Source organism: Agrococcus sp. GW821-FHT14H11 (assembly GCF_058803545.1).
Genome location: NZ_JBXAPA010000001.1, coordinates 382,133 through 403,095, shown reverse-complemented (window position 1 = coordinate 403,095; position 20,963 = coordinate 382,133). Strand labels below are relative to the sequence as shown.

Below are 20,963 nucleotides of genomic sequence, written 5' to 3'. Positions count from 1 at the left end.
GCTCAGCGCGCGGCGACCCGGGCGAGCTCGAGCGCGCGGTCGAGCAGCAGCTCGGCGGCGCCGGGGGCGCGCTCGGCGGCACGGATGCCGTGGCCGAGCAGGTGCAGCACCGTGAGCGCCGTCGTGTGCGGGTCGCGCAGCCAGCGGTCGGCGGCCGCGTCGGCGATGGCCCGCAGCTGCGCGGCGTCGCCGTCGCGCCCGGCCGCCTGGTTGCGGGCGGCGCTCGCGGTCGCGTGGCCGATGAAGGCGGCGCTGTCGTCGGCCGGGTCGCCGAGGCCCGCGGTGTCGACGTCGATCACCGACGACACCTCGCCGCCGTCGAAGAACAGCTGGCCGATGTGCAGGTCGCCGTGCACGACCCGCGGCGGACCCTCGCGCCGCACGTGCTCGAGCAGCGCGGGCAGCAGCCGCTGCGCGTCGGAGGCGCGCCCCGGCAGCCCGCCGGCCATGCGGTCGACGTGCCAGTCGACGCGCGAGCCGACCGACGCGCGCGCGATGCGCCGCGTCTCGACCGTCAGCAGCCGCTCGCGCAGCGCGTCGACCGCGTCGAGCAGCTCGCCCGCCGGCATCCGCGCCGCGGCGACGGGCCCCGGCGTGCCGGTCGCGTCGCGCACGACGACGACCCCGGCGGGGCTCCAGTGCGCCACCTCGGGCGCCGGCACGCCCGCGGCGCGGCACGCCTCGTGGATCGCCGCCAGGTCCTCGGCCTCGCCCGGCCGCACGACCTTCACGAACAGGTGCACGCCGTGCTGCGTGAGGCGCACGACCGCGCGCCGGCCCGGCCGGTAGGCGAGCACCTTCGCCTCGACGGGGCCGCTGCTGTCGGCGGCGGCAGAGATGCGGGCGATGCGCTCGGGGTCGACCGCGGTGCGCAGCGCTGGCAGCCGCGGGTCGAGCGGATGCTTCCAGATGCGGGCGACGACGACGCCGTCGCGCGAGCGGATCACGAAGCCCGTCTCGACGGGCACGGCCTGCTTCGAGCTGTCGACGAACCACTCGCCCGCGTGCTCGCCGCTGTCGACCGTGAAGCGCGCGATGCTGCCCTCGCCGAAGGGCTCGACGGCGATGAGGCGACCGGCGACGCCGATCGCCTTCTCCAGCAGCCGCTGCTCCAGCACGGCTCCATCGTTCCAGTTCCGGGCTGGGACGCGCCCGTCCGCATCCACAGGACGACGCGGATCCGTCCGATCCGCATCGGGCCGAGCGGACGCCCCGCGTCAGTCGTGCGCGTCGCCCGGGTCGCTCGCGCGCCCGTCGAGCAGGCGCGCCCGCAGCGGCCCGAACACCCGGTCGAGCACCTCGAGCGCCTCGCGGTCGAGGTCGCCGAGGAACAGCTCCTCGACGTGCCGAGCGTGCACGGGCCGCGCCTTGCGCAGCCTGGTGCGCCCCGCGTCCGTGAGCACCGCATCCGTGCCGCGCCGGTCGGCGGGGCAGGGCTCGCGCGAGACGAGGCCCGCCTTCTCGAGCGCCGCGACGCGGTACGTGAGCCGGCCCGGGGCGAACGCGAGCGCGCGTGCCAGGTCGCCCATGCGCATCCGCGTGCCCTCGGCCTCCGAGAGCACGAGCAGCACGTTGAAGTCGCCGAGGTCCATGTCGGCCGACTCCTTCAGGCGCCGCTCGAGCTCGTTCTCGAGCAGGCGCGACCCCTCGAAGTACCCGCGCCACGCCCGCGGCGCGAGGCCGCTCGTCACGCGTGCCCCAGCATCTGCTCGAACGAGACGAACGCCTCGCCCGACTCGTCGAACGGGTCGGCCTCGCGGCGACGCGGCAGCGCCACCATGAGGTCGGCGAGCTCGCGGCCCTCGCGGGCGATGCGCCGGTCGAGGCCGGAGTCGGAGCCCCAGTCCTCCGAGGCGGCGAAGACGCCCGTCGGCACGACCTGCGCCTTGAGGTAGGCGAACATCGGCCGCATCGCGGTGTCCATCACCATCGAGTGGCGCGCCGAGCCGCCGGTCGCGCCGAGCGCCGTCGGGATCGACGCGAGCTGGCCCTCCTCGATCACGTCGAAGAACGACTTGAACAGCCCCGAGTACGACATGTTGAAGGTGGGGGTGACGGCGATGATCGCCTCCGCGTCGACCACCGAGGCGATCGCCGCGGCGAGCGCCTCGGACGGGTTGTGCGTGAGCATGTGGCTCGCGATGTCCTGCGCGAGCGGCCGCAGCACCACGTCGACCGCCTCCGAGTGCTGGCCGTGGTCGGCGAGCGCCTTGAGCGTCGCGTCGCGCAGGCGGTCGGCGAGCAGCTTCGTGCTCGACGGCTCCCCGAGGCCCGCTGAGACGACGGCGATGCGCGGCTTCGTCATGCGACCTCACGCCCCTCGCTGCCGCGGCCGCCCGGCTCGCCGGCCTGCCGCGCGATCGCTGCCCCGGTGTCGAGGTCGCCGCGCGCGCCCTGCTCGCGCCAGGCGCTGCCCTGCTCGCCGAGCTGCGTGCCCGCCTCCCTGGCCGCGGCGACGCGCGCGGCGTGGGTCGGCGCATCCGGCACGCCCGCCTGGCGCACGCTGTCGAACTCGCGTCGCAGCACGGGCACCACCTCGGTGCCGAGGATCTCGATCTGCTCGAGCACCTCCTCGAGCGGCAGGCCGGCGTGGTCGACGAGGAACATCTGGCGCTGGTAGTCGCCGGCGTAGTCGCGGAACGCGAGCGTCTTCTCGATGACCTGCTCGGGCGTGCCGACGGTGAGCGGCGTCGCCTCGGTGAACTCCTCGAGGCTGGGCCCGTGGCCGTACACCGGCGCGACGTCGAAGAAGGGCCGGAACCGCTCCTTCGCCTCGCGCTCGGTCGGCTTCATGAACACCTGGCCCCCGAGGCCGACGATCGCCTGCTCGGGCTCGCCGTGGCCGTAGTGCGCGAAGCGCGAGCGGTAGAGGCGCACCATGCGCTCGGTGTGCTCCTTGTTCCAGAAGATGTTGTTGTGGAAGAAGCCGTCGCCGTAGTACGCGGCCTGCTCGGCGATCTGCGGCGAGCGGATCGAGCCGTGCCACACGAACGGCGCGACGCCGTCGAGCGGGGCGGGCGTCGAGGTGTAGCCGGTGAGCGGCGTGCGGTGCTTGCCCTGCCAGTTGACGACGGGCTCGTGCCAGAGCTTGCGCAGCAGCGCGTAGTTCTCGATCGCGAGCTCGATGCCGTCGCGGATGTCCTTGCCGAACCACGGGTAGACGGGGCCGGTGTTGCCGCGGCCGAGGGTGAGGTCGACGCGGCCCTCGCTGAGGTGCTGCAGCATCGCGAAGTCCTCGGCGATCTTCACCGGGTCGTTCGTCGTGATGAGCGTCGTCGCGGTCGAGAGGATGAGCCGCTCGGTCTTCGCGGCGATGTAGCCGAGCGTCGTGGTGGGGGAGGAGGAGAAGAACGGCGGGTTGTGGTGCTCGCCGGCGGCGAAGACGTCGAGGCCGACCTCCTCGGCCTTCTGGGCCATGGCGACCCACCCCTGGATGCGCTCGTGCTCGGTGGGCGTGCGACCGGTGGTCGGGTCCTCGGTGATGTCGCTGACCGAGAAGATGCCGAACTGCATGCTGCTCATGGGGTGTCCTTCCGTCACGGGCAATTCTTTCAAATCTGAACGACTTGTGCAACGGTGCCGTCCCCCAGGCTATTCCCTGCGCCCCGACGCGCCCCCAGCGCCGTCCCGAACTAGGGTCGAGGGATGCGAGCGGATGCGGTGGGCCAGCACGTGGCGGACGTCGCGGTCGTGGGCCTCGGCGCGATCGGCTCGAGCGCGGCCTGGCGCCTGGCGGCGCGCGGCCTCGACGTGGTCGGCATCGAGCAGCACGAGCCCGGCCACCCCTGGGGCGGCTCGCACGGCCGCACGCGACTCTTCCGCGTCGCGTGCCTGGAGCACCCGGGGCTCGTGCCCATCGCCCGCCGCGCGCGGGAGCTCTGGCGCGAGCTCGAGGCCGCGAGCGGCGAGCAGCTGCTGCTCGAGACCGGCGGCATCATGATCGGCCAGCCCGGCTCGCGCATCATCGAAGGCACGCTCGCCGCCGCCGCGGCGCACGACCTGCCGGTCGAGCGGCTCGACGCCGACGAGCTCGCCCGCCGGCTCCCGGGCCACGCGCGGCTCGATCCGGGCGACGTGGGCCTGTGGGATCCGGAGGCCGGGGTGCTGCGGCCCGAGGCGGCGATCGTCGCCGCCGTCGACGCGGCGCGCGCGGCCGGCGCCACCATCCGCACGGGCGAGCGCGTGCTCGCGATCGAGCCCGACGCATCCGGCGCCACCGTGCGCTTCGCCGGCGGCGACGTGCGCGCGCGCCGGGTGGTGGTCGCGGCCGGGCCCTGGCTGCCGCAGCTCGTGCCGGGCCTCGCGATCACGCCCCACCGCGTGGTCATGAGCTGGTTCCGGGCGCGCGAGGGCGGCGACGCGTCGATCGAGCGCATCCCGCTCTTCATCCGCTCGGTGCCGGGGCGCGACGCGTGGATCTGGGGCCACGGCGCGCTCGCCGGCGACCTCGCGAAGGTCGGCCCCGAGTTCGACGGGCCCTTCGAGGCCGACGACCCCGACGCGATCGACCGCGAGATCCACGCGGGCGAGACCGAGGGCATCCGCGACCTCGTCGCCGCGACCTTCCCCGACCTCGAGCCGGAGCCCGCCGAGCTGACGACCTGCATCATGGCCCACACGCCCGACGGGCAGTTCGTCGTCGGGCCGACGGATGCGTCGGGCCGGGTGGTCGTCGCCGGCGGCTGCTCGGGGCACTCGTTCAAGCACGCCTCGGCGCTCGGCGAGCTCGCCGCCCAGCTCGCCGTCGACGAGCCGCCGTTCAAGGAGATCGGGTTCCTGGATCCTCGTCGGTGACGCCCTCCGCGGCGTCGGCGGGGGAGCGCTGCGCGCGGCTCAGCAGCACGAACGGCACCGCCACGGCCGAGAGCGCGCCGCTCAGCAGCAGCGAGAAGCCGTAGCCGCCGAGGTCGGCGCTGCGGCCGAGCAGCGGCTGGAACGCCGAGCTGCCCGCCGAGCCGAGCAGCGAGTCGAACGAGAGCACGGTGGCCCGCTGCTTCGACGGGATCATGTCGTTGAGGTAGGCGCGGTGCACCGGGTCGTCGATCGCCGTCATCACGCCCCAGACTCCGACGAGCGCGACGGCGACCCAGAAGTCCTGCACGAGGCCGAGCGCGAGCAGCACCCCCGTGCTCGTGACGGCCGCGAGCAGGATCGTGCTCGTGCGCCGCGCGAACAGGCGCCGCACGAGCGGTGCGATCGCGCCGCCGAGCATCGCCGCGCCCGAGAGCAGCGCTGCGGCGAGCCCCGCGATCGAGTAGGCCTCGGGATCGCCCCAGAGCTCGAGCAGGTGCGGCTGCAGGGCGTAGAACACGTAGAAGCCGACGCCGGCCGTGAAGGGGCTCGCGAGCAGCAGCCACCGCACCGGTGCGCGCGCGAGCCCGTGGCGCCAGGAGGCGACGAGCACGGCGCGCGTGGCCCGCACGGGGCCGGCGCCGCGCTCTGGCGCGAAGCCGAGGTCGCGCATGAGCAGCGCCGCGACGGCGAGCATGACCACGAGCACCCCGGCGCGCACCAGGAACGGCACGCCGAGGTCGGTCAGCTGCGCGATGACGCCGCCGAACACCGAGCCCGCGAGCATCGCGGCGCCGCTCACGACGAGCGAGCGGCCGAACACCGCCTCGAGGCTGCCGCGGTAGCCGGTCGCCTCGAGCGCGTCGACGAGCCACGCGTCGACCGCGCCCGTGAAGAAGGTGAAGCCGAGGCCCAGCAGCACCGAGACGGCCGCCCACGCCCAGAAGGGCGCCTGCCAGAGCCACATGAGCCAGTAGAGCGTCGTCGTCGCGGCGAGCGTCGCCGTGCCGAGCAGGTAGGAGGCGCGGCGGCCGAGCGTGTCGGCGACGACGCCGGTGGGGATCTCGAAGACGAGCACGCCGACCGTGTAGAACGCGTTGGCCGCGAACGCCTCGAGGTTGGTCAGGCCCGCGTCGAGCAGGAACAGCGTGTTGATGCCCCAGATGAACGAGGCGGCGAGCGTGTTGCCGAGCACGAGCACGTAGTAGGTGCCCTGCACGCGGCGCGGGCTGGGCAGCGCGCCGGATGCGGTCATGGCGCAAGCGTGGCACGGGCGGCGGCGGCTCGGTGGATCGGGTCCGCCGCCCGGGACGGGCGCCGCTACCGCTCGCCGGGCGCCGGCTCGGCGGGCGCGGCGGCGGGCGGCGCGTGGTCGTCGCGCGCACCCGCGCGCGGTCCGCGCAGCCGCTCGAGCGCATCCATCAGGTGGTAGATCACGAGCGTCGCGACCGTGCCGAGCACGATGCCCTCGAAGACGAGCTCGCCGGCGGTGAGCGTGTAGTTGGCGATCGCGACGATGAGGCCGACGCCCGCGGCGAACTGGTTGCGCGGGATCGAGAAGTCGACGCGGTTCTCGATCCAGATGCGCACGCCGATGATGCCGATGAGGCCGTAGAGCGCGGTCGTCACGCCGCCGAGCACGCCGGCGGGCACGGCGAAGATCACGGCGCCGACCTTGGGCGAGAGGCCCAGCAGGATCGCCGCGATCGCCGCGACCCAGTACGCGGCGGTCGAGAAGACGCGCGTGGCGCTCATCACGCCGATGTTCTCGCCGTAGGTCGTGGTCGCCGAGCCGCCGAAGAGGCCCGCGAGCACGGTCGCGCCGCCGTCGGCCATGAGCGCACGGCCGGCGAGCGGGTCGAGGTCGCGGTCGAGCAGCTGCCCGACGCCCTTCACGTGGCCGAGGTTCTCGGCGATGAGCGGCAGCACGACCGGCACGAACAGCAGCAGCGCCGGCAGCAGCGCCGGGTCGAGGGTCGGCATCTGGAACTCGGGGAGCCCGATCCACGCGGCCTCCTCGACGCCCGACCAGTCGATGCCGCCCGTGGCCGCGGCGACGGCGTAGCCGACCACCACGCCGACGAGGATCGCGAGCCGGCCGATCAGGCCGCGGAAGAGCACCGCGGTGACGATGATGGCGCCGAGCGTGACGACCGACAGCAGCGGGTCGGCGAGGAAGCTGTCGCGCGCGGCGGGCGCGAGGTTGAAGCCGATGAGCGCGACGATCGTGCCCGAGACGACCGGCGGCATGAGCGCGGCGATCCAGCGGGTGCCGGCCAGGTGCACGATGAGGCCGACGAGCGCGAGCAGCGCGCCGACCAGCACGATGCCGGCGAGCGCGAAGCCCTGCCCGCCGATCGCGGTCGCGGCGCCGATCGGCGCGAGGAACGCGAACGACGAGCCGAGGTAGCTGGGCAGGCGGTTGCCCGTCACGAGCAGGAACAGGATCGTGCCGATGCCCGAGAAGAGCAGCGTCGTCGAGGGCGGGAAGCCGGTGATGATCGGCACGAGGAACGTGGCGCCGAACATCGCGACGACGTGCTGCATGCCGAGGCCGATCGTGCGGCCCCAGCCGAGGCGCTCCTCGGGCAGGACGATGTCGGATGCGTCGAGTCGGCTCTCGTCGCGGCGGCGCCAGGTGGGCATGCGGCTCCTCGGTTCGGGTGTGCGGGTGCGGGGTGGGGCTGCGGGCCGCCTCCCGGATCGTACGGCAGTGCCGCGCGCGGCCGGGCGGCGGTACGGTCGACGCGTGGTCGAGCACATCAGCGTGCGGGGCGCGCGCGAGAACAACCTGCAGGGCGTCGACGTCGACATCCCGAAGCGGCAGCTGACGGTCTTCACCGGCGTCTCGGGGTCGGGCAAGTCGAGCCTCGTGTTCGGCACGATCGCGGCCGAGTCGCGCCGGCTCATCGACGAGACGTACGACGCGTTCGTGCAGGGCTTCATGCCGCCGGCGCCGCAGCCCGACGCCGACAGCCTCGAGGGCCTGACGGCGGCGATCCTCGTCGGGCAGGAGCAGATGGGCGCCAACTCGCGCTCCACCGTGGGCACGGCGACGGATGCGTACACGATGCTCCGCATCCTGTGGTCGCGGGTGGGCGAGCCCCGGCTCGAGTCGTCGGTGCTCTTCTCGTTCAACGACCCGCGCGGCATGTGCCCGGCGTGCGAGGGGCTCGGACGGGTGTCGACGATCGACGTCGACGTGATCGTCGACCGCTCGAAGAGCCTCAACGAGGGCGCGATCGACTTCCCCAACTACGCCGTCGGCGGCTGGTACTGGAAGCTCTACGCCGAGTCGGGCCTGCTCGACCCCGACAAGCGCATCGCCGACTACTCCGACGACGAGCTGCGGCTGTTCCTGCACGGCGAGGAGCGCAAGGTCGACTTCGCGGGCTTCACCATGACCTACGAGGGCCTCATCCCCAAGCTCACGAAGAGCGTGTTCGTGAAGGACGTCGACTCGATGAAGCCGACCCTGCGCGCCATCGTCGAGCGCGCCGCCACCTTCGAGGCGTGCCCCGAGTGCGACGGCACGCGGCTCAACGCCGCCGCGCGCGAGGTGCGGGTGCAGGGCGTCACGATCGCCGAGGCGACCGCGATGCAGCTCACCGACCTCGCGCCGTTCGTCGCCGCGATCCCGCCCGAGGCGGGCGGGGCCGCGACCGCGCCGCTGCGGGCGAAGCTCGTCGACCTGCTCGAGACCTTCGACGCGATCGGGCTCGGCTACCTCTCGCTCGACCGCCCCGCCGGCAGCCTCTCGGGCGGCGAGGCGCAGCGCACCAAGATGGTGCGCCACATGGGCTCGGCGCTCACCGACGTCACCTACGTCTTCGACGAGCCGACCGCCGGCCTGCACCCGCACGACGTCGAGCGCATGAACGGGCTGCTGCAGCGCCTGCGCGACAAGGGCAACACCGTGCTCGTCGTCGAGCACAAGCCCGAGGTGATGGCGATCGCCGACCGGGTCGTCGACCTCGGCCCCGGCGCCGGCATCCACGGCGGCACCGTGGTCTTCGAGGGCACCTTCGCCGAGCTGCGCGCCTCCGGCACGCGCACCGGCGAGCACCTCGAGCACCGGCAGCAGCTGAAGGCCGAGGTGCGCACGCCGTCCGGCCGGCTCGAGATCCGCGGCGCGCGCGAGCACAACCTGCGCGGCATCGACGTGGATGTGCCGACCGGCGTCCTCGTGGCCGTCACGGGCGTCGCGGGGTCGGGCAAGTCGTCGCTCATCCACGGCTCGCTGCCGCGCGACGGCGTCGCGTTCGTCGACCAGGCGGCGATCAAGGGCTCGCGGCGATCGAACCCGGCCACCTACACGGGCATCCTCGAGCCCATCCGGAAGGCCTTCGCATCCGCCAACGGCGTGAAGCCGGCGCTGTTCAGCGCCAACTCCGCGGGCGCGTGCCCCGAGTGCAAGGGCCTCGGGGTCATCTACTCCGACCTCGCGTTCATGGCGGGCGTCGTCACGGAGTGCGAGCTGTGCGGCGGCCGCCGCTTCACGGCCGAGGTGCTCGAGTACGAGCTGCGCGGCGCGTCGATCGGCGACGTGCTCGACATGTCGGTCGAGGAGGCGCAGCGGTTCTTCACCGAGCGGCAGGTGCAGCCGATGCTCGGCCGCCTCGTCGACGTGGGGCTCGGCTACATCCGCCTCGGCCAGACGCTCACGACGCTCTCGGGCGGCGAGCGGCAGCGGCTGAAGCTCGCGATCGAGATGGGCACGACCGCGGCGGTCATCGTGCTCGACGAGCCGACGACCGGCCTGCACATGGCCGACGTCGACAACCTCATCGGCCTGCTCGACCGCATCGTCGACGCCGGTCGCACGGTGATCGTGATCGAGCACAACCTCGACGTCGTCTCGCGCGCCGACTGGCTCATCGACCTGGGGCCGGGCGCGGGCGCGCAGGGCGGCGCTGTCGTCTTCGAGGGCACGCCGGCGGCGCTCGCGGCCGACCCGGGCGACTCGCTCACGGGCCGCCACCTGGCGAGGCGGCTCGCGCCGGCGTGATGCCGGGGCCGTAGGCCGCCGTCGTAGACTCCGCACCATGCCGCAGTTCACCGCGATCCGGGAGGAGTCGACGTTCGTCGACCTCCAGGGCGTGACGATCCATCGCTACCGCTGGCGGCCGGGCAGGCCGAAGGCGGTCGTGCTCATCGCGCACGGCCTCGGCGAGCACGCGCTGCGCTACGAGCACGTCGCGCAGCGGCTCGTGCAGGCCGGCTACGCGGTGTGGGCCATCGATCAGCGCGGCCACGGCGCCACCGGCGTCACGCAGCACGGCGGCGACCTCGAGCGACTGGGCCGCCTCGGCCCGGGCGGGATGCGCGCGGTCGTCGGCGACCTCGTGCACGTGCTCAAGCAGATCCGGGCCGAGCACCCGGGCCTGCCCGTCGCCGTGCTCGGCCACTCGTGGGGCTCGCTGTCGACGCAGATCCTGCTCAACGGCTACAGCGACCTCGTCGACGCCGCGATCCTGAGCGGCACCGCCTACCGCATGCCCGGCTCGATGAACCCGGGCGACCTCAACGCCCGCCACGCGCACCTGGGCGACACCGGCTACGAGTGGATCTCGCGCGACCCGGCTGTCGTCGCGGCGTTCGCCGAGGATCCGCTGACGTTCCCGGCGAAGGTGCTGCCGCTCTTCGGCGTCGCCGACGGCCTGCGCCTCTACGGCGTCCCCAAGCGGATCGACCCGCCCATCCCGATGCTCATCGCCGGCGGCTCCGACGACTCGATGGCCGGGCCCAAGTCGCTGCGGCGGCTCGGCGACGCCTACCGCTCGCGCGGCGGCCTCACCGACGTCACCGTCACGGTCTACCCGGGCGCGCGGCACGAGATCCTCAACGAGATCAACCGCGCGAAGGTGCTCGACGACATCGTCGCCTGGCTCGACGCGCGCCTGCTGCCCGCCTGATCGGCGCCGGCTGGCAGGGTGCCGCAGGCGCCGCGCGTGCGCAGTCCGCTTGACCGACCCCTCCCACCGACACCGACCCGGTGCACCGGGTCGTCGGGGGTGCAACGGGTCGGCGGGGGTGCCGGGCCACGACCGCGCGGCATGCGCCCGGCCGACCGCCGCCTAGGCTGGAGCGCATGCACGGCGAGTACAAGGTCCCCGGCGGCAAGCTCGTGGTCGTCGACCTCGAGGAGCAGGACGGCCGCATCGCCGGCTTCCGCCTCGCGGGCGACTTCTTCCTCGAGCCCGACGACGCGCTCGGCGCGATCGACGCCGCGGTGAACGGCCTGCCCGTCACCGCGACCGCCGTCGAGATCGGCGAGGCGATCAAGGCGGGCCTGCCCGAGGGCGCCGTGCTGCTCGGCTTCACCCCCGAGTCGGTCGGGGTCGCGATCCGCCGGGCGCTGCAGCACGCGAGCTCGTTCAGCGACTACGAGTGGACGATCATCGACGACGAGCCGCGGCTGCCGATCGTGCACGTCGCGCTCGACGAGGTGCTCACCGAGGAGGTCGGGGCGGGCCGCCGCGGACCGACGCTGCGATTCTGGAACCTCGCCGGCCCGGCCGTCTACCTCGGCTCGTTCCAGTCGTTCAAGAACGAGGTCGACCCTGAGAACGCCGAGCGCCACGGCATCCCCGTGCTCCGCCGCATCACGGGCGGCGGCGCCATGTTCTCCGAGCCCGACAACGCGATCACCTACTCGCTCTACGTGCCCGGCGACCTCGTGCAGGGCATGAGCTTCCAGGACTCCTACGCGTTCCTGGATGCGTGGGTCATCGAGGCGCTGAAGGGGCTCGGCATCGACGCGTTCTACGCGCCGCTCAACGACATCACGTCGGCGAAGGGCAAGATCGGCGGCGCCGCGCAGAAGCGCCTCGCCGGCGGCGCCGTGCTGCACCACGCGACCATGTCGTACGACATCGACGCCGACAAGATGACCGAGGTGCTGCGCATCGGCCGCGAAAAGCTCTCCGACAAGGGGACGACGAGCGCCAAGAAGCGCGTCGACCCGCTGAAGTCGCAGACGGGCATGGGCAAGGCCGAGGTGCAGGAGGCGCTGAAGGGCACCTTCCGCAAGCTCTACGGCGGCACCGACGGCGCGCTCACCGACGCCGAGCTCGCGACCGCGACCGAGCGCATCCGCACCAAGTTCGACACCCAGGAGTGGCTGCACCGCGTGCCGTGAGGTTCACCGCCTGCTCGCGAGCGCGACCGCGAGCGCGATGCGATCGGCCGCGACGAGGGCGTCGAGGCCGGCCACGGCGTGCACACGCGCGAGCCGCTTGCGCACGGTGTTCGCGTGGACGAACAGTGCGGCGGCGGCCTCCTGCACCGATGCGTCATGGGCGACGAACGCCTCGATCGTCTCGATGAGCCGCGCGTGGTGCCGCTGGTCGTAGGCCTCGAGCGGCGCCAGCACGTGCGAGCGGAAGGGCCCGAGCTGCTCGTCGGTGAGGCGCTGCAGCAGCCCCTCCCACGATGCGAGCTCGCGGGGGCCGGTCACCGCGCCGCTGCGCAGGCCGAGCCGGTGCGCCACGATCGCCTCGCGGATCGCGCCGACGAGCCCGCGCACATCGGCTGGGCCGCTCCAGCCCGCCGCTCCGCCGGCCGATGCGAGCGCCTGCTCGAGGTCGTAGGGCCGCAGGATCGCGATCGTGAGATCGCCCACCGTGCCGACGAGCGTCGCGCCGCGATCGGGCACGACCTCCGAACGGCTCGCGATGACCGACCACTCCTCCCCGCCCACGGCCTCGAGCAGCGGTAGGAGCACCGCGGCGCTCGCGAGCCCGCGGCGGACGGCGTCGATCAGCGCGCCGACGGAGTGCTGCTCGCTCACCCGGGCGTCGAAGCGCGCTCGCTCGGCCGCGATCCGCTCGGTGATCGACACGAACGCGACCGAGGGCGGCACGACGAGCACCGCCAGGCCGGCCCGGTTCGCCGCCGCGACCAGCGCATCGGGCACGGCGTCGGCGCCCGCGCCGATCGCGAATCCCACCGCCGCGGGGCCGGTCGGTGCGATCGCGGCGACGAATGCCGCGCAGTCGCGGGGCGTGCGCAGCGACATCCCCGTGGTGAGCACGAGCTCGCCGCCCTGCAGGTAGGGGCTCGGGTCGAGCAGCTCGGTCGTGATCGCCCAGCGGATGCCGCGGTCGAGCCCCACCGGGCTGCCGATGAGCCGCAGGTCGATGCCGCCCCAGGCGAGCGCGTCCGCGACCGCGATGCGAGCGGATGCGGTGGCTGGGGCGTGCATGTCGGCGACGCTATTGCTCGACCGTGTCACGAACGTTTCCGGGCCGTTGCAGCCCGGTGGAGCCTCCTCCACCCCGTCGCCCCTGACGGCGTCCGGTGCACCACACTTCGCGCCGCCGAAACACGATCGTGACCTGCGGGCGGTGCGATGGGTGCACTCCCGGAAGGAGCACCCCATGACCACCACCGCCAGCAGGCCCGAGGCGATCGTCCCCGAGCCCGACGACGCGCAGCCCGTGCGCATCGACACCGACTACCCGTTGACGCGCGTGCCGCTCTCCGCCCGCCAGGGCTGGTTCGGCGTGCTCGTCGTCGTCGCAGGATTCCTCTTCTTCACTCCGACCATGGTCACCGGCGGCGCCGTCGCGGGTGCCTTCGGCTTCGCCGGCTTCGTCGGCATCGCGATCGTCGCCTCGATCGTGCTCGCGCTCTACGTGGCCACGCTCGGTGCCGTGAGCGCCCGCACCGGCCTCTCGACCGTGCTGCTCGCCCGCCTCGTCCTGGGCCGCGTCGGCGGCAAGTGGGCGTCGATCGTGCTCGGCGGCACGCAGATCGGCTGGTACGGCATCACGGTCGGCATCTTCGCGAACCTGCTCGCGACCGCGCTCGGCTGGGACGTCACGTGGCCGCTGGCCATCTTCGGCGGCCTGCTGATGGCGACGACGGCCTATTGGGGCTTCAAGGGCATCGAGATCCTCTCGTGGGTGTCAGTGCCGCTCATGCTCGGACTCTGCTTCTGGGTGATGGGGCTCTCGGTCGGCGAGGTCGGCGGCTGGGCCAACCTGTGGGCCACCGAGGGTGATGCCTCCATCGCGCCCGGGATGGCGCTCACCATGATGATCGGGACCTTCATCTCGGGCGGCACGCAGATCGGCAACTGGACCCGCTTCTCGAAGAAGGCGGGAACCGCGTTCCTCACCTGCCTCGGCGTCGTCGTGGTGATCGAGTTCGCCCTGCTGTTCTTCGGCGGGATCGGCGCGATCGCGTTCGCGGAGCCCGACTTCACCAACCTGCTGCTCGGGCTCGGGCTGGCACTGCTCGCGGTGTTCATGCTGGTCTTCAACCTCTGGACGACGAACGACAACGCCGCCTACGCCTTCGGCGTCGCGGGCGCCGAGCTCTTCGGCGTCGCGAACAAGCGCCCGTTCATCATCGGCGGGGTCGTGATCGGCATCGCGCTCGCGGTCACGAACGCGGCGGATGCGATGACCGGCTTCCTCGTGCTGCTCGGCACCGTGATCCCGCCGCTCGGCGGCGCCGTGATCGGCACGTTCCTGTTCACGTGGCGGCTGCGGGATCCCGGCACGCACCTCGGCACGGTGCCCGCGTTCCAGTGGGCCGGCATCGCCGCCTACCTCGCCGGCACCGCCGCGGCGTTCTTCGGATCGTTCACCGGCATCGGCAGTCCTGCCCTGCAGGGCATCATCGTGGCCATCCTCGCCGTGCCCGTCGCCAGCGCGATCGCCCGCGCGGTCCGCAAGCCCGTCGCGACCGGAGCGGCCGCCTGATGGGCACCCTCATCCGCGGCGGCGACGTCGTCACGATGGATGCGTCGACCGGGTCGCGCGCGGTGCGTCGCGACATCCGGATCGCCGACGGCACGATCGTCGCGATGGCGCCCGCCCTTGAGGCGCAGCCGGGCGACGAGGTGATCGATGCGTCGGGGCTGCTGATCTCGCCCGGCTTCGTGAACGCGCACACCCACTCGTGGGAGTACCTCTACAAGGGCCGCTACGACAACCTGCCCCTCGAGCTGTGGATGCTGCTGTCGTACCCGATCCTCGGCGGCTCGCCGCTGACGCCCGACGTCATCCGGCTGCGCACCCTGATGTTCGCGATGGAGTCGATGAAGAACGGCGTGACGACCCTCGTCGACGACGTGCTCGAGACGCCCGGCCAGGATGCGGCCCAGCTCGCGGCGGTCGTCGACGCGTACGAGGCGATCGGCATCCGCGCCAACGTCTCGGGCCACATCATCAACCGTCCGTTCGTCGACACGCTGCCGTTCGTCGTCGGCTGGCTGCCGGAGGAGGTCGTGCGGCAGGTGCGGGCGCAGCAGGTGCTGACCGCCTCCGAGTACCTCGACTTCTCGAGGCAGGCGTTCGCGGCGCACCACGGTCGGGCCGACGGCCGCCTGCGCTACATGGTGGCGCCCTCCGGTCCGCAGCGCTGCACCGACGACCTGCTCGTGGGCGCCAACGCGCTCGCCCAGGAGTTCGACGCCGAGATGCACATCCACGTGCTCGAGACGAAGACGCAGGCGGTCACGGGGACGGAGCTCTACGGCCGCTCGCTCGTGCAGCACCTCGACGAGATCGGTGCGCTGTCGCGCAACACCACGTTCGCGCACGGCATCTGGGTGGACGACGAGGACATCGCGCGCATTGCGGCGAAGCACGTCTCGGTCTCGCACAACGCGATCTCGAACCTCAAGCTCGGCTCGGGCATCCTGCCGTGGCGCGACTACCACCGCCACGGGGTCAACCTCGGCCTGGGCACGGACGGCTGCTCGTCGAGCGACACCCCGCGGCTCATGGAGGTCATGAAGATGGCCGCGCTGCTGCACAAGGTGACGGAGCCCGACTTCGATGCCTGGCCGACGGTCGACGAGGTGCTCACGGCAGCGACGATCGGCGGAGCCCGCTCTGCGGTGCTCGACCACGCCGTCGGGTCGCTCGAGGTCGGCAAGCGAGCCGACCTCACGATGTTCGACACCAGCACGCTCGCGTTCCTGCCCAGGAACACGCTCGAGAACCACCTCGTCTACAGCGAGAACGGGTCGTCGATCGTGCGCGTCATGGTCGACGGCGTCGTCACGGTCGAGCACGGACGCCTGACCCTCATCGACGAGGATGCGGTGATCGCCGAGTTCCTCGCGGTGGCCGACCGCATCCGGGAGGAGCAGGACCGGCTCGACCGGATCAACCGCGTCTTCGTGCCCGCGTTCGCCCGGATGCACGCCGAGACGGCGCGGCGCGACGTCGGGGTGAACCGCTGGACGGGAGATGAGCGGTCCTGGCTGGCGGGGGCGCTCGCTCACTGACACCACCGCGATGCGCGGCGTCCGTCCGGTCGCCGCGCATCGCGGCTGTGAGGTTCTGGACACCTCGGATGCCTAGGCTTGGAACCACTATGGACTTCTCGCTCGAATTCACGCCCGACCTCATCGCGGTCTTCCTCACCCTGTTCGTGCTCGAGATCGTCCTCGGCGTCGACAACGTGATCTTCATCTCGATCCTCGCCTCGAAGCTGCCGAAGGAGCAGCAGGCGCGGGCGCGCAACCTCGGCCTCACGCTCGCGATGGTCATGCGCGTGGGACTCGTGCTGCTCGCCGGCTGGATCATCACCCTCAACGACGACCTCTTCACGCTCTTCGGCATGGGCTTCTCCGGCCGCGAGCTGATCCTCATCGCCGGCGGCGCGTTCCTGCTCTACAAGGCGGTCCACGAGATCCACCTGAAGCTCGAGGGCGAGGAGGAGCACGCCTCCTCCGCGGTGAAGGCCACCTTCGGCGCGGTGCTCGCGCAGATCCTGCTCATGGACCTCGTCTTCTCGCTCGACTCGGTCATCACCGCCGTCGGCATGACGAGCAACATGCTCGTCATCATCACCGCGGTGCTGCTGTCGTTCGGCATCCTGCTGTTCTCGGCGAAGTACATCTTCGAGTTCGTGAACCGCCACCCGACGGTGAAGATGCTCGCGCTGTCGTTCCTGCTGCTCATCGGCGTCTTCCTCATCGCCGACGGCTTCGGCATCCACATCGACAAGGCCCTCATCTACGGCCCGATGGCGTTCGCGGTGCTCGTCGAGGGGCTCAACCTCTGGGCGGCGTCGCGCCGCGCGAAGCGCAAGGGCAAGCAGGTCGAGCCCGTGCACCTGCACGACACGCTGCACGAGCAGGCCGACGGGACCGCCGCTCCCGAGGCGCCCGCCGCCGAGTCGCGCTGACGCCCTTGTCGGCGGCGGGGCCGCCGGGGTTGGATGGGTCGCATGACCGAGCCCGCATCGCACGACGTCCACGTGGTGGTCGGCGACGACTCCGACCGCTCCCGCTACGAGGCCCACATCGGCGACCGGCTCGCCGGCGTGCTCTCGTACGTCGATGACGCCGACGGCAACCGCGTGCTGCAGCACACGGTCGTCGGCGACGCGTTCGGCGGCCACGGCGTGGGCAGCGCGCTCGCGCGCTTCGCGATGCAGGACGCGACGGATGCGGGCCGCAAGATCGTGCCGCAGTGCACGTTCGTACAGGGCTGGCTGGGCAAGCACCCCGAGCACCAGTCGCTCGTGGCGCACCCCTACGTGCCCTCCCCGCCCACGGCGTAGCGCTCCCTCCGCTGGTCGAGCCGCGCGGCGCAGCTCCCTCCGCTGGTCGAGCCGCGCGGCGCAGCCGCGCGAGTCGAGACCACCCCGCCTCCCCAGCGCTCCCTCCGCTGGTCGAGCCGCGCGGCGGAGCCGCGCGAGTCGAGACCACCCCGCCTCCCAGCGCCGTGCCGTACCATGGACCCGAGCCGGTCACCCGGCCGCGCGGATGTAGTTCAATGGCAGAACTTCAGCTTCCCAAGCTGATAGCGCGGGTTCGATTCCCGTCATCCGCTCCTCAGGACCCCGCCGCAGGCGGGGTCCTTCGTCGCTCCTGCCGGGAATCGAACGGTCGAGCGGCCTGCGGCCGCGCTGGTCGGACCACGCGGAGCCCCACCGGGCCTCCGCGCCCGTCATCCGCTCCACGAGACCCCGCCTGAGGCGGGGTCTTCGCCGTTCAGGCACCGATGCGGCACTCGATCTACCCTCGACCTGTGAACCCGAAGCACCGCCAGACGACCCCGACGCCCGACGGAGCCCGCCGATGACCGCCACCGCGAAGCCCCGCCGCAGCCCCGGCCGCGCGTTCTTCATCGTCGCCGCGATCCTCGTGGTCATCGCGGCGCTCCTCGTCGTCGCCGAGCTCGTCGCGCGGCAGATGGTGCCCGGCGTCATCCGCTCCACCGTCGTCGAGCAGCTGCAGCTGCCCGCCGATCACCCGGTCGACGTCGAGGTCGACGGCATCCTGCTGCCGCAGCTCGTCGCCGGCTCGCTCGCCGAGGTGCGGCTCGCCTCCGAGGACGTCACCGTGGGCTCGTTCAGCGGCGATGTCGCCGCCGAGCTGCAGGACGTCCCGATCCGCGCCGACCGCGCCGCGGCCGGCGGCACCGCCGACGTGCGGATGACGACCGAGCAGCTGCGCGCCCTGCTGTCGACGATCGACGGCTTCCCGGCCGAGACGATCGAGCTCGACGAGCCGAACGTGACGGCGTCGACCGAGGTCGACGTGCTCGGCGCGGCCATCCCGCTCGGCATCGTGCTCGAGCCGGGCGCCGCCGAGGGCGACCTGGTGCTCTCGCCCGTCTCGGGCAGCATCGCCGACGCCACCGTCACCGCCGTCCAGCTGCGCCAGCAGTTCGGCGGCCTGCTCGAGCCGCTGCTGCAGGACCGAAGCGTCTGCATCGCCTCCTCGGTGCCCGCCGCCCTCACCCTGCAGTCGGTCGAGGTGGTCGGCGACGAGGTCGTGGCCGGCTTCGCCATCGACGGCGGCATCATCGACGATCCCGAGCTGCAGGCGAACGGCACCTGCTGACCGCGAAGGCCCGTCAGAGCGCGAAGCCCGCGGGCGCCTCCGCGAGCGAGACGCTGTTGCCGTCCGGGTCGACGAGCGTCACGTGGTGCACGCCGTTGGCGTACCGTTCCGCGTGCTCGGGCCGCACGCCGGCGGCGGCGAGCCGCTCGAGCATGGCGTCGAGCCCGCGCACCGCGATCGTGACCGTGCACGCGCCCGCCCGCGCCGGCCGCTCGTCGACGACGAGCCACGCATCCGCCCCGATCCGCCACAGCGCCTCCTCGCCCGCCATCGCGTCGGAGGGGCGCCCGAGGAGCGTCTCGTACCAGCGCATGCCCGCCGCCCGGTCGCGCACGCACGCGATCGCCAGCAGCTCGTCGAACCCCTCGCCCACGCTGTCCATGCCGGAACGCTAGCCCCGCGCGACATGCGGGCGAAACCTCCCATCTGCCACGGTTGAGGCATGGAGCAGTCGCCGATCACCGTCGCCATCGAGCGCACCGTCGACCCGAGCATGGAGCGCTACGCGCAGGCGTGGGTGCAGCACGGTGTCGCGCTCGCGACGCTCTTCCCGGGCTTCCTCGGCGCCGGCTGGGTGCGCGAGGAGCCCGGCAGCGTGCGCTGGCACATGATCTACCGGTTCGCCGACCGGGCGACGCTCGAGGCGTGGGAGCGCAGCGTCGAGCGCGCGCAATGGATCTCGGCGGGCGCGAGCTTCGCCCGCGAGTCGCGCGTCGAGCGCCGCACCGGCATCGAGGGGTGGTTCGACGCGCCGGAGGGCGTGGTGCTGCAGGACGACGCCCGCGTCGAGATCCGGCAGTCGACGCCCGCACCGCCCGTGTGGAAGCAGATGATCGTCGTCTGGCTCGCGTTCTTCCCCATGAACGTGCTCGTCACGTTCCTGCTCGGGCTCATCCCCGGCTTCGCCGAGCTCGCGCTGCCGCTGCGGCTGCTGATCTCGACCGTGATCCTGACGCCGATCATGGTCGGGCTCATCCTGCCGTTCATCACGCGGCTCGCGGCGCCCTGGCTGCACCCGCGGGCGCGGCCCGGCAGCTAGCGGCTCACTCCGGGGCGGGCACGTCCGGCACGGTCAGCGGCGCGAGCACGCCGAGCTCGAGCCAGAGGAGCGGCGCGATGACCGCGAGCGCGGCGGTCAGCAGCAGCGTCAGCACCACGACGACGTACTGCACGCGCCGCCGCCCGTGCGAGATGCGCCGGAACCCCCACGCGATAGGGATGCCGACGAGCGAGACCATGAGCGCGATCGTCGGCGCGACCCAGTGCGGGATGGACGCGAGCACCGCGAGCCCGGCGATGCCGGCCGCGATCGGCCACATGCGCGGCTCGCGCTCGCCGGACGCGCCCTGCTCGGGCGGCGCGTCCCACGGCGGCGCCGGCACGGGCACGGAGGAGGTGGCGGATGCGTCGTCCGGCCGCCGGGTCGGCCGGGCTCCGCGGGTCCACGGGGCCGCCGCCGAGGTGCCGGGCTGCTCGGGCGCGCCCCCGCCGCCGGCGCCGCGCGCGGCCGGATGCCCCGGCGGCGCCCACCGCCGGGCGTCCTCGTCGTGTCCAGCCACGGCTCCATGCTCCCACCGCGCCAGGTGATCGGCCCGCCGCGTGCGCGAGGATCCGGCCCGTGTCGCATACCCTGTGATGTATGACGCAGCACGTCGGCGCAGCTCTCGCGGGGGCTTCGCGCCTCCAGCCGGGGACGAGCCTGCGCGAGCAGGTCGAGGAGTCGCTCGCCTCCCAGATCATCGCCGGCATGCTCGAGCCGGGCACCGTCCTGACGGCGCCGACCCTCGCAGCGCAGTATGGCGTCAGTGCGACGCCCGTGCGCGAGGCACTGCTCACGCTCCAGCGGAGAGGATTCCTCGAGCCTCTGCGCAACAAGGGGTTCCGCGTCACCGATGTCTCGCTCCACGAGCTCCGACAGCTCGCCGAGGTACGACAGCTCCTCGAGTGCCCCCCGATGCGCGAGCTCGCCGGACACCTGCCGGAGAGCGCTCGCGCTGAGCTGCAGTCGCTCGCCGACGAGATCGTCGCGTCCGGCCAGGAGGGCCGTCTGCAGGACTACCTCTCCGCGGACACGCGCTTCCACCTGCTGCTCATCGACCTCGTCGGCAACGACCACCTCACGCGGATCGTGCGCGACCTCCGTCAGCAGACTCGGCTCGGCGGCCTCGCTGCGCTGTCGGAGTCACGACTGCTGGCCGAGTCCGCGGCAGAGCACCACGAGCTGCTCGCGCTGCTCGTGCGCGGAGACGGCGAGGCAGCCGAGGCCCTGATGCGGCGGCACATCGGGCATGTGCCTGGCATCTGGAGCGGCAATCTCGAGCACGGCGCCGGCTGAGCCCTCTCGCGTCGCACG

General features: G+C 72.8%; 20 protein-coding genes and 1 tRNA gene. 12 read left to right on the top strand and 9 right to left on the bottom strand.

Going from position 1 to position 20,963, the window contains the following annotated elements; all coding sequences use genetic code 11:
* Window positions 1-2: 2 nt before the first annotated feature.
* From AC1RNL_RS02015 to AC1RNL_RS02000, 4 genes are all read right to left on the bottom strand, one after another.
* Window positions 3-1,118: a phosphotransferase gene (locus AC1RNL_RS02015; RefSeq protein ID WP_146355842.1), complete on the bottom strand. Its 1,116-nt coding sequence runs from the start codon at window positions 1,116-1,118 to the stop codon at window positions 3-5.
* Window positions 1,119-1,217: 99 nt separating this feature from the next.
* A complete protein-coding gene (locus AC1RNL_RS02010; protein ID WP_492934260.1) occupies window positions 1,218-1,691 on the bottom strand; it encodes a MarR family winged helix-turn-helix transcriptional regulator in 474 nt (157 codons plus the stop codon).
* Window positions 1,688-2,305 (bottom strand): CE1759 family FMN reductase, encoded by a 618-nt coding sequence (locus AC1RNL_RS02005; protein WP_128189327.1) that lies wholly within the window; start codon window positions 2,303-2,305, stop codon window positions 1,688-1,690. The genes AC1RNL_RS02010 and AC1RNL_RS02005 overlap by 4 nt, the downstream gene beginning before the upstream one ends.
* Entirely contained in the window at window positions 2,302-3,513 is a 1,212-nt protein-coding gene (locus AC1RNL_RS02000; protein ID WP_492934272.1) for an LLM class flavin-dependent oxidoreductase, read from the bottom strand. Before AC1RNL_RS02000 ends, AC1RNL_RS02005 begins: the two co-directional genes overlap by 4 nt.
* Window positions 3,514-3,645: 132 nt before the next feature.
* Here AC1RNL_RS02000 and solA point away from each other — a divergent pair, with 132 nt between their 5' ends.
* Window positions 3,646-4,794, top strand: coding sequence for an N-methyl-L-tryptophan oxidase (gene solA / locus AC1RNL_RS01995; RefSeq protein ID WP_492934259.1), 1,149 nt, complete (start codon window positions 3,646-3,648; stop codon window positions 4,792-4,794).
* Here the strand turns inward: solA and AC1RNL_RS01990 are convergent.
* Window positions 4,760-6,046 carry an MFS transporter gene (locus AC1RNL_RS01990; RefSeq protein WP_492934258.1) on the bottom strand — a complete coding sequence of 429 codons (1,287 nt, stop codon included), beginning with the start codon at window positions 6,044-6,046 and terminating at the stop codon, window positions 4,760-4,762. The two genes, solA and AC1RNL_RS01990, sit on opposite strands and share 35 nt — an antisense overlap.
* A 65-nt stretch (window positions 6,047-6,111) precedes the next feature.
* Window positions 6,112-7,437 (bottom strand): uracil-xanthine permease family protein, encoded by a 1,326-nt coding sequence (locus AC1RNL_RS01985; RefSeq protein WP_310122506.1) that lies wholly within the window; start codon window positions 7,435-7,437, stop codon window positions 6,112-6,114.
* Here AC1RNL_RS01985 and AC1RNL_RS01980 point away from each other — a divergent pair.
* From AC1RNL_RS01980 to lplAB, 3 genes are all read left to right on the top strand, one after another.
* Window positions 7,436-9,799: an ATP-binding cassette domain-containing protein gene (locus AC1RNL_RS01980; protein ID WP_492934257.1), complete on the top strand. Its 2,364-nt coding sequence runs from the start codon at window positions 7,436-7,438 to the stop codon at window positions 9,797-9,799. The genes AC1RNL_RS01985 and AC1RNL_RS01980 overlap by 2 nt on opposite strands.
* Before the next feature lie 37 nt (window positions 9,800-9,836).
* The gene (locus AC1RNL_RS01975) at window positions 9,837-10,706 is read left to right on the top strand and encodes an alpha/beta hydrolase (RefSeq protein WP_128189320.1); all 870 of its coding nucleotides are present in this window, start codon (window positions 9,837-9,839) and stop codon (window positions 10,704-10,706) included.
* A 176-nt stretch (window positions 10,707-10,882) separates the two neighbouring features.
* Window positions 10,883-11,932, top strand: coding sequence for a lipoate-protein ligase LplAB (lplAB, locus tag AC1RNL_RS01970; RefSeq protein ID WP_128189319.1), 1,050 nt, complete (start codon window positions 10,883-10,885; stop codon window positions 11,930-11,932).
* A gap of 3 nt (window positions 11,933-11,935) precedes the next feature.
* Here the strand turns inward: lplAB and AC1RNL_RS01965 are convergent, their stop codons facing one another.
* Window positions 11,936-12,997 carry a PucR family transcriptional regulator gene (locus tag AC1RNL_RS01965; protein ID WP_281440028.1) on the bottom strand — a complete coding sequence of 354 codons (1,062 nt, stop codon included), beginning with the start codon at window positions 12,995-12,997 and terminating at the stop codon, window positions 11,936-11,938.
* Between the two features lie 175 nt (window positions 12,998-13,172).
* Between AC1RNL_RS01965 and AC1RNL_RS01960 the strand changes: the two genes are divergently transcribed.
* The 6 genes from AC1RNL_RS01960 (at window position 13,173) to AC1RNL_RS01935 (ending at window position 18,610) form a co-directional block, all read left to right on the top strand.
* A complete protein-coding gene (locus tag AC1RNL_RS01960) occupies window positions 13,173-14,504 on the top strand; it encodes a cytosine permease (protein WP_128189317.1) in 1,332 nt (443 codons plus the stop codon).
* Window positions 14,504-16,039, top strand: coding sequence for an amidohydrolase family protein (locus AC1RNL_RS01955; RefSeq protein WP_164877092.1), 1,536 nt, complete (start codon window positions 14,504-14,506; stop codon window positions 16,037-16,039). The genes AC1RNL_RS01960 and AC1RNL_RS01955 overlap by 1 nt, the downstream gene beginning before the upstream one ends.
* A gap of 89 nt (window positions 16,040-16,128) precedes the next feature.
* Window positions 16,129-16,944 (top strand): TerC family protein, encoded by an 816-nt coding sequence (locus tag AC1RNL_RS01950; RefSeq protein WP_128189316.1) that lies wholly within the window; start codon window positions 16,129-16,131, stop codon window positions 16,942-16,944.
* 42 nt (window positions 16,945-16,986) lie between these two features.
* Window positions 16,987-17,322 carry a GNAT family N-acetyltransferase gene (locus AC1RNL_RS01945; RefSeq protein WP_128189315.1) on the top strand — a complete coding sequence of 112 codons (336 nt, stop codon included), beginning with the start codon at window positions 16,987-16,989 and terminating at the stop codon, window positions 17,320-17,322.
* Between the two features lie 201 nt (window positions 17,323-17,523).
* Window positions 17,524-17,594: transfer RNA gene (locus AC1RNL_RS01940), tRNA-Gly, on the top strand.
* 248 nt (window positions 17,595-17,842) lie between these two features.
* Window positions 17,843-18,610 (top strand): LmeA family phospholipid-binding protein, encoded by a 768-nt coding sequence (locus AC1RNL_RS01935; RefSeq protein WP_492934256.1) that lies wholly within the window; start codon window positions 17,843-17,845, stop codon window positions 18,608-18,610.
* Between the two features lie 13 nt (window positions 18,611-18,623).
* On the opposite strand, the gene AC1RNL_RS01930 is transcribed toward AC1RNL_RS01935, so the two are convergent.
* A complete protein-coding gene (locus AC1RNL_RS01930; protein ID WP_492934255.1) occupies window positions 18,624-18,992 on the bottom strand; it encodes a VOC family protein in 369 nt (122 codons plus the stop codon).
* Between the two features lie 60 nt (window positions 18,993-19,052).
* Here AC1RNL_RS01930 and AC1RNL_RS01925 point away from each other — a divergent pair, with 60 nt between their 5' ends.
* A complete protein-coding gene (locus tag AC1RNL_RS01925; RefSeq protein WP_246993211.1) occupies window positions 19,053-19,649 on the top strand; it encodes an antibiotic biosynthesis monooxygenase in 597 nt (198 codons plus the stop codon).
* 4 nt (window positions 19,650-19,653) lie between these two features.
* On the opposite strand, the gene AC1RNL_RS01920 is transcribed toward AC1RNL_RS01925, so the two are convergent.
* Complete coding sequence (locus tag AC1RNL_RS01920; RefSeq protein ID WP_128189223.1) at window positions 19,654-20,169, bottom strand: hypothetical protein; 516 nt, start codon at window positions 20,167-20,169, stop codon at window positions 19,654-19,656.
* 80 nt (window positions 20,170-20,249) lie between these two features.
* Between AC1RNL_RS01920 and AC1RNL_RS01915 the strand changes: the two genes are divergently transcribed.
* The gene (locus tag AC1RNL_RS01915) at window positions 20,250-20,945 is read left to right on the top strand and encodes a GntR family transcriptional regulator (RefSeq protein ID WP_246993213.1); all 696 of its coding nucleotides are present in this window, start codon (window positions 20,250-20,252) and stop codon (window positions 20,943-20,945) included.
* The last annotated feature ends 18 nt before the right edge of the window (window positions 20,946-20,963 follow it).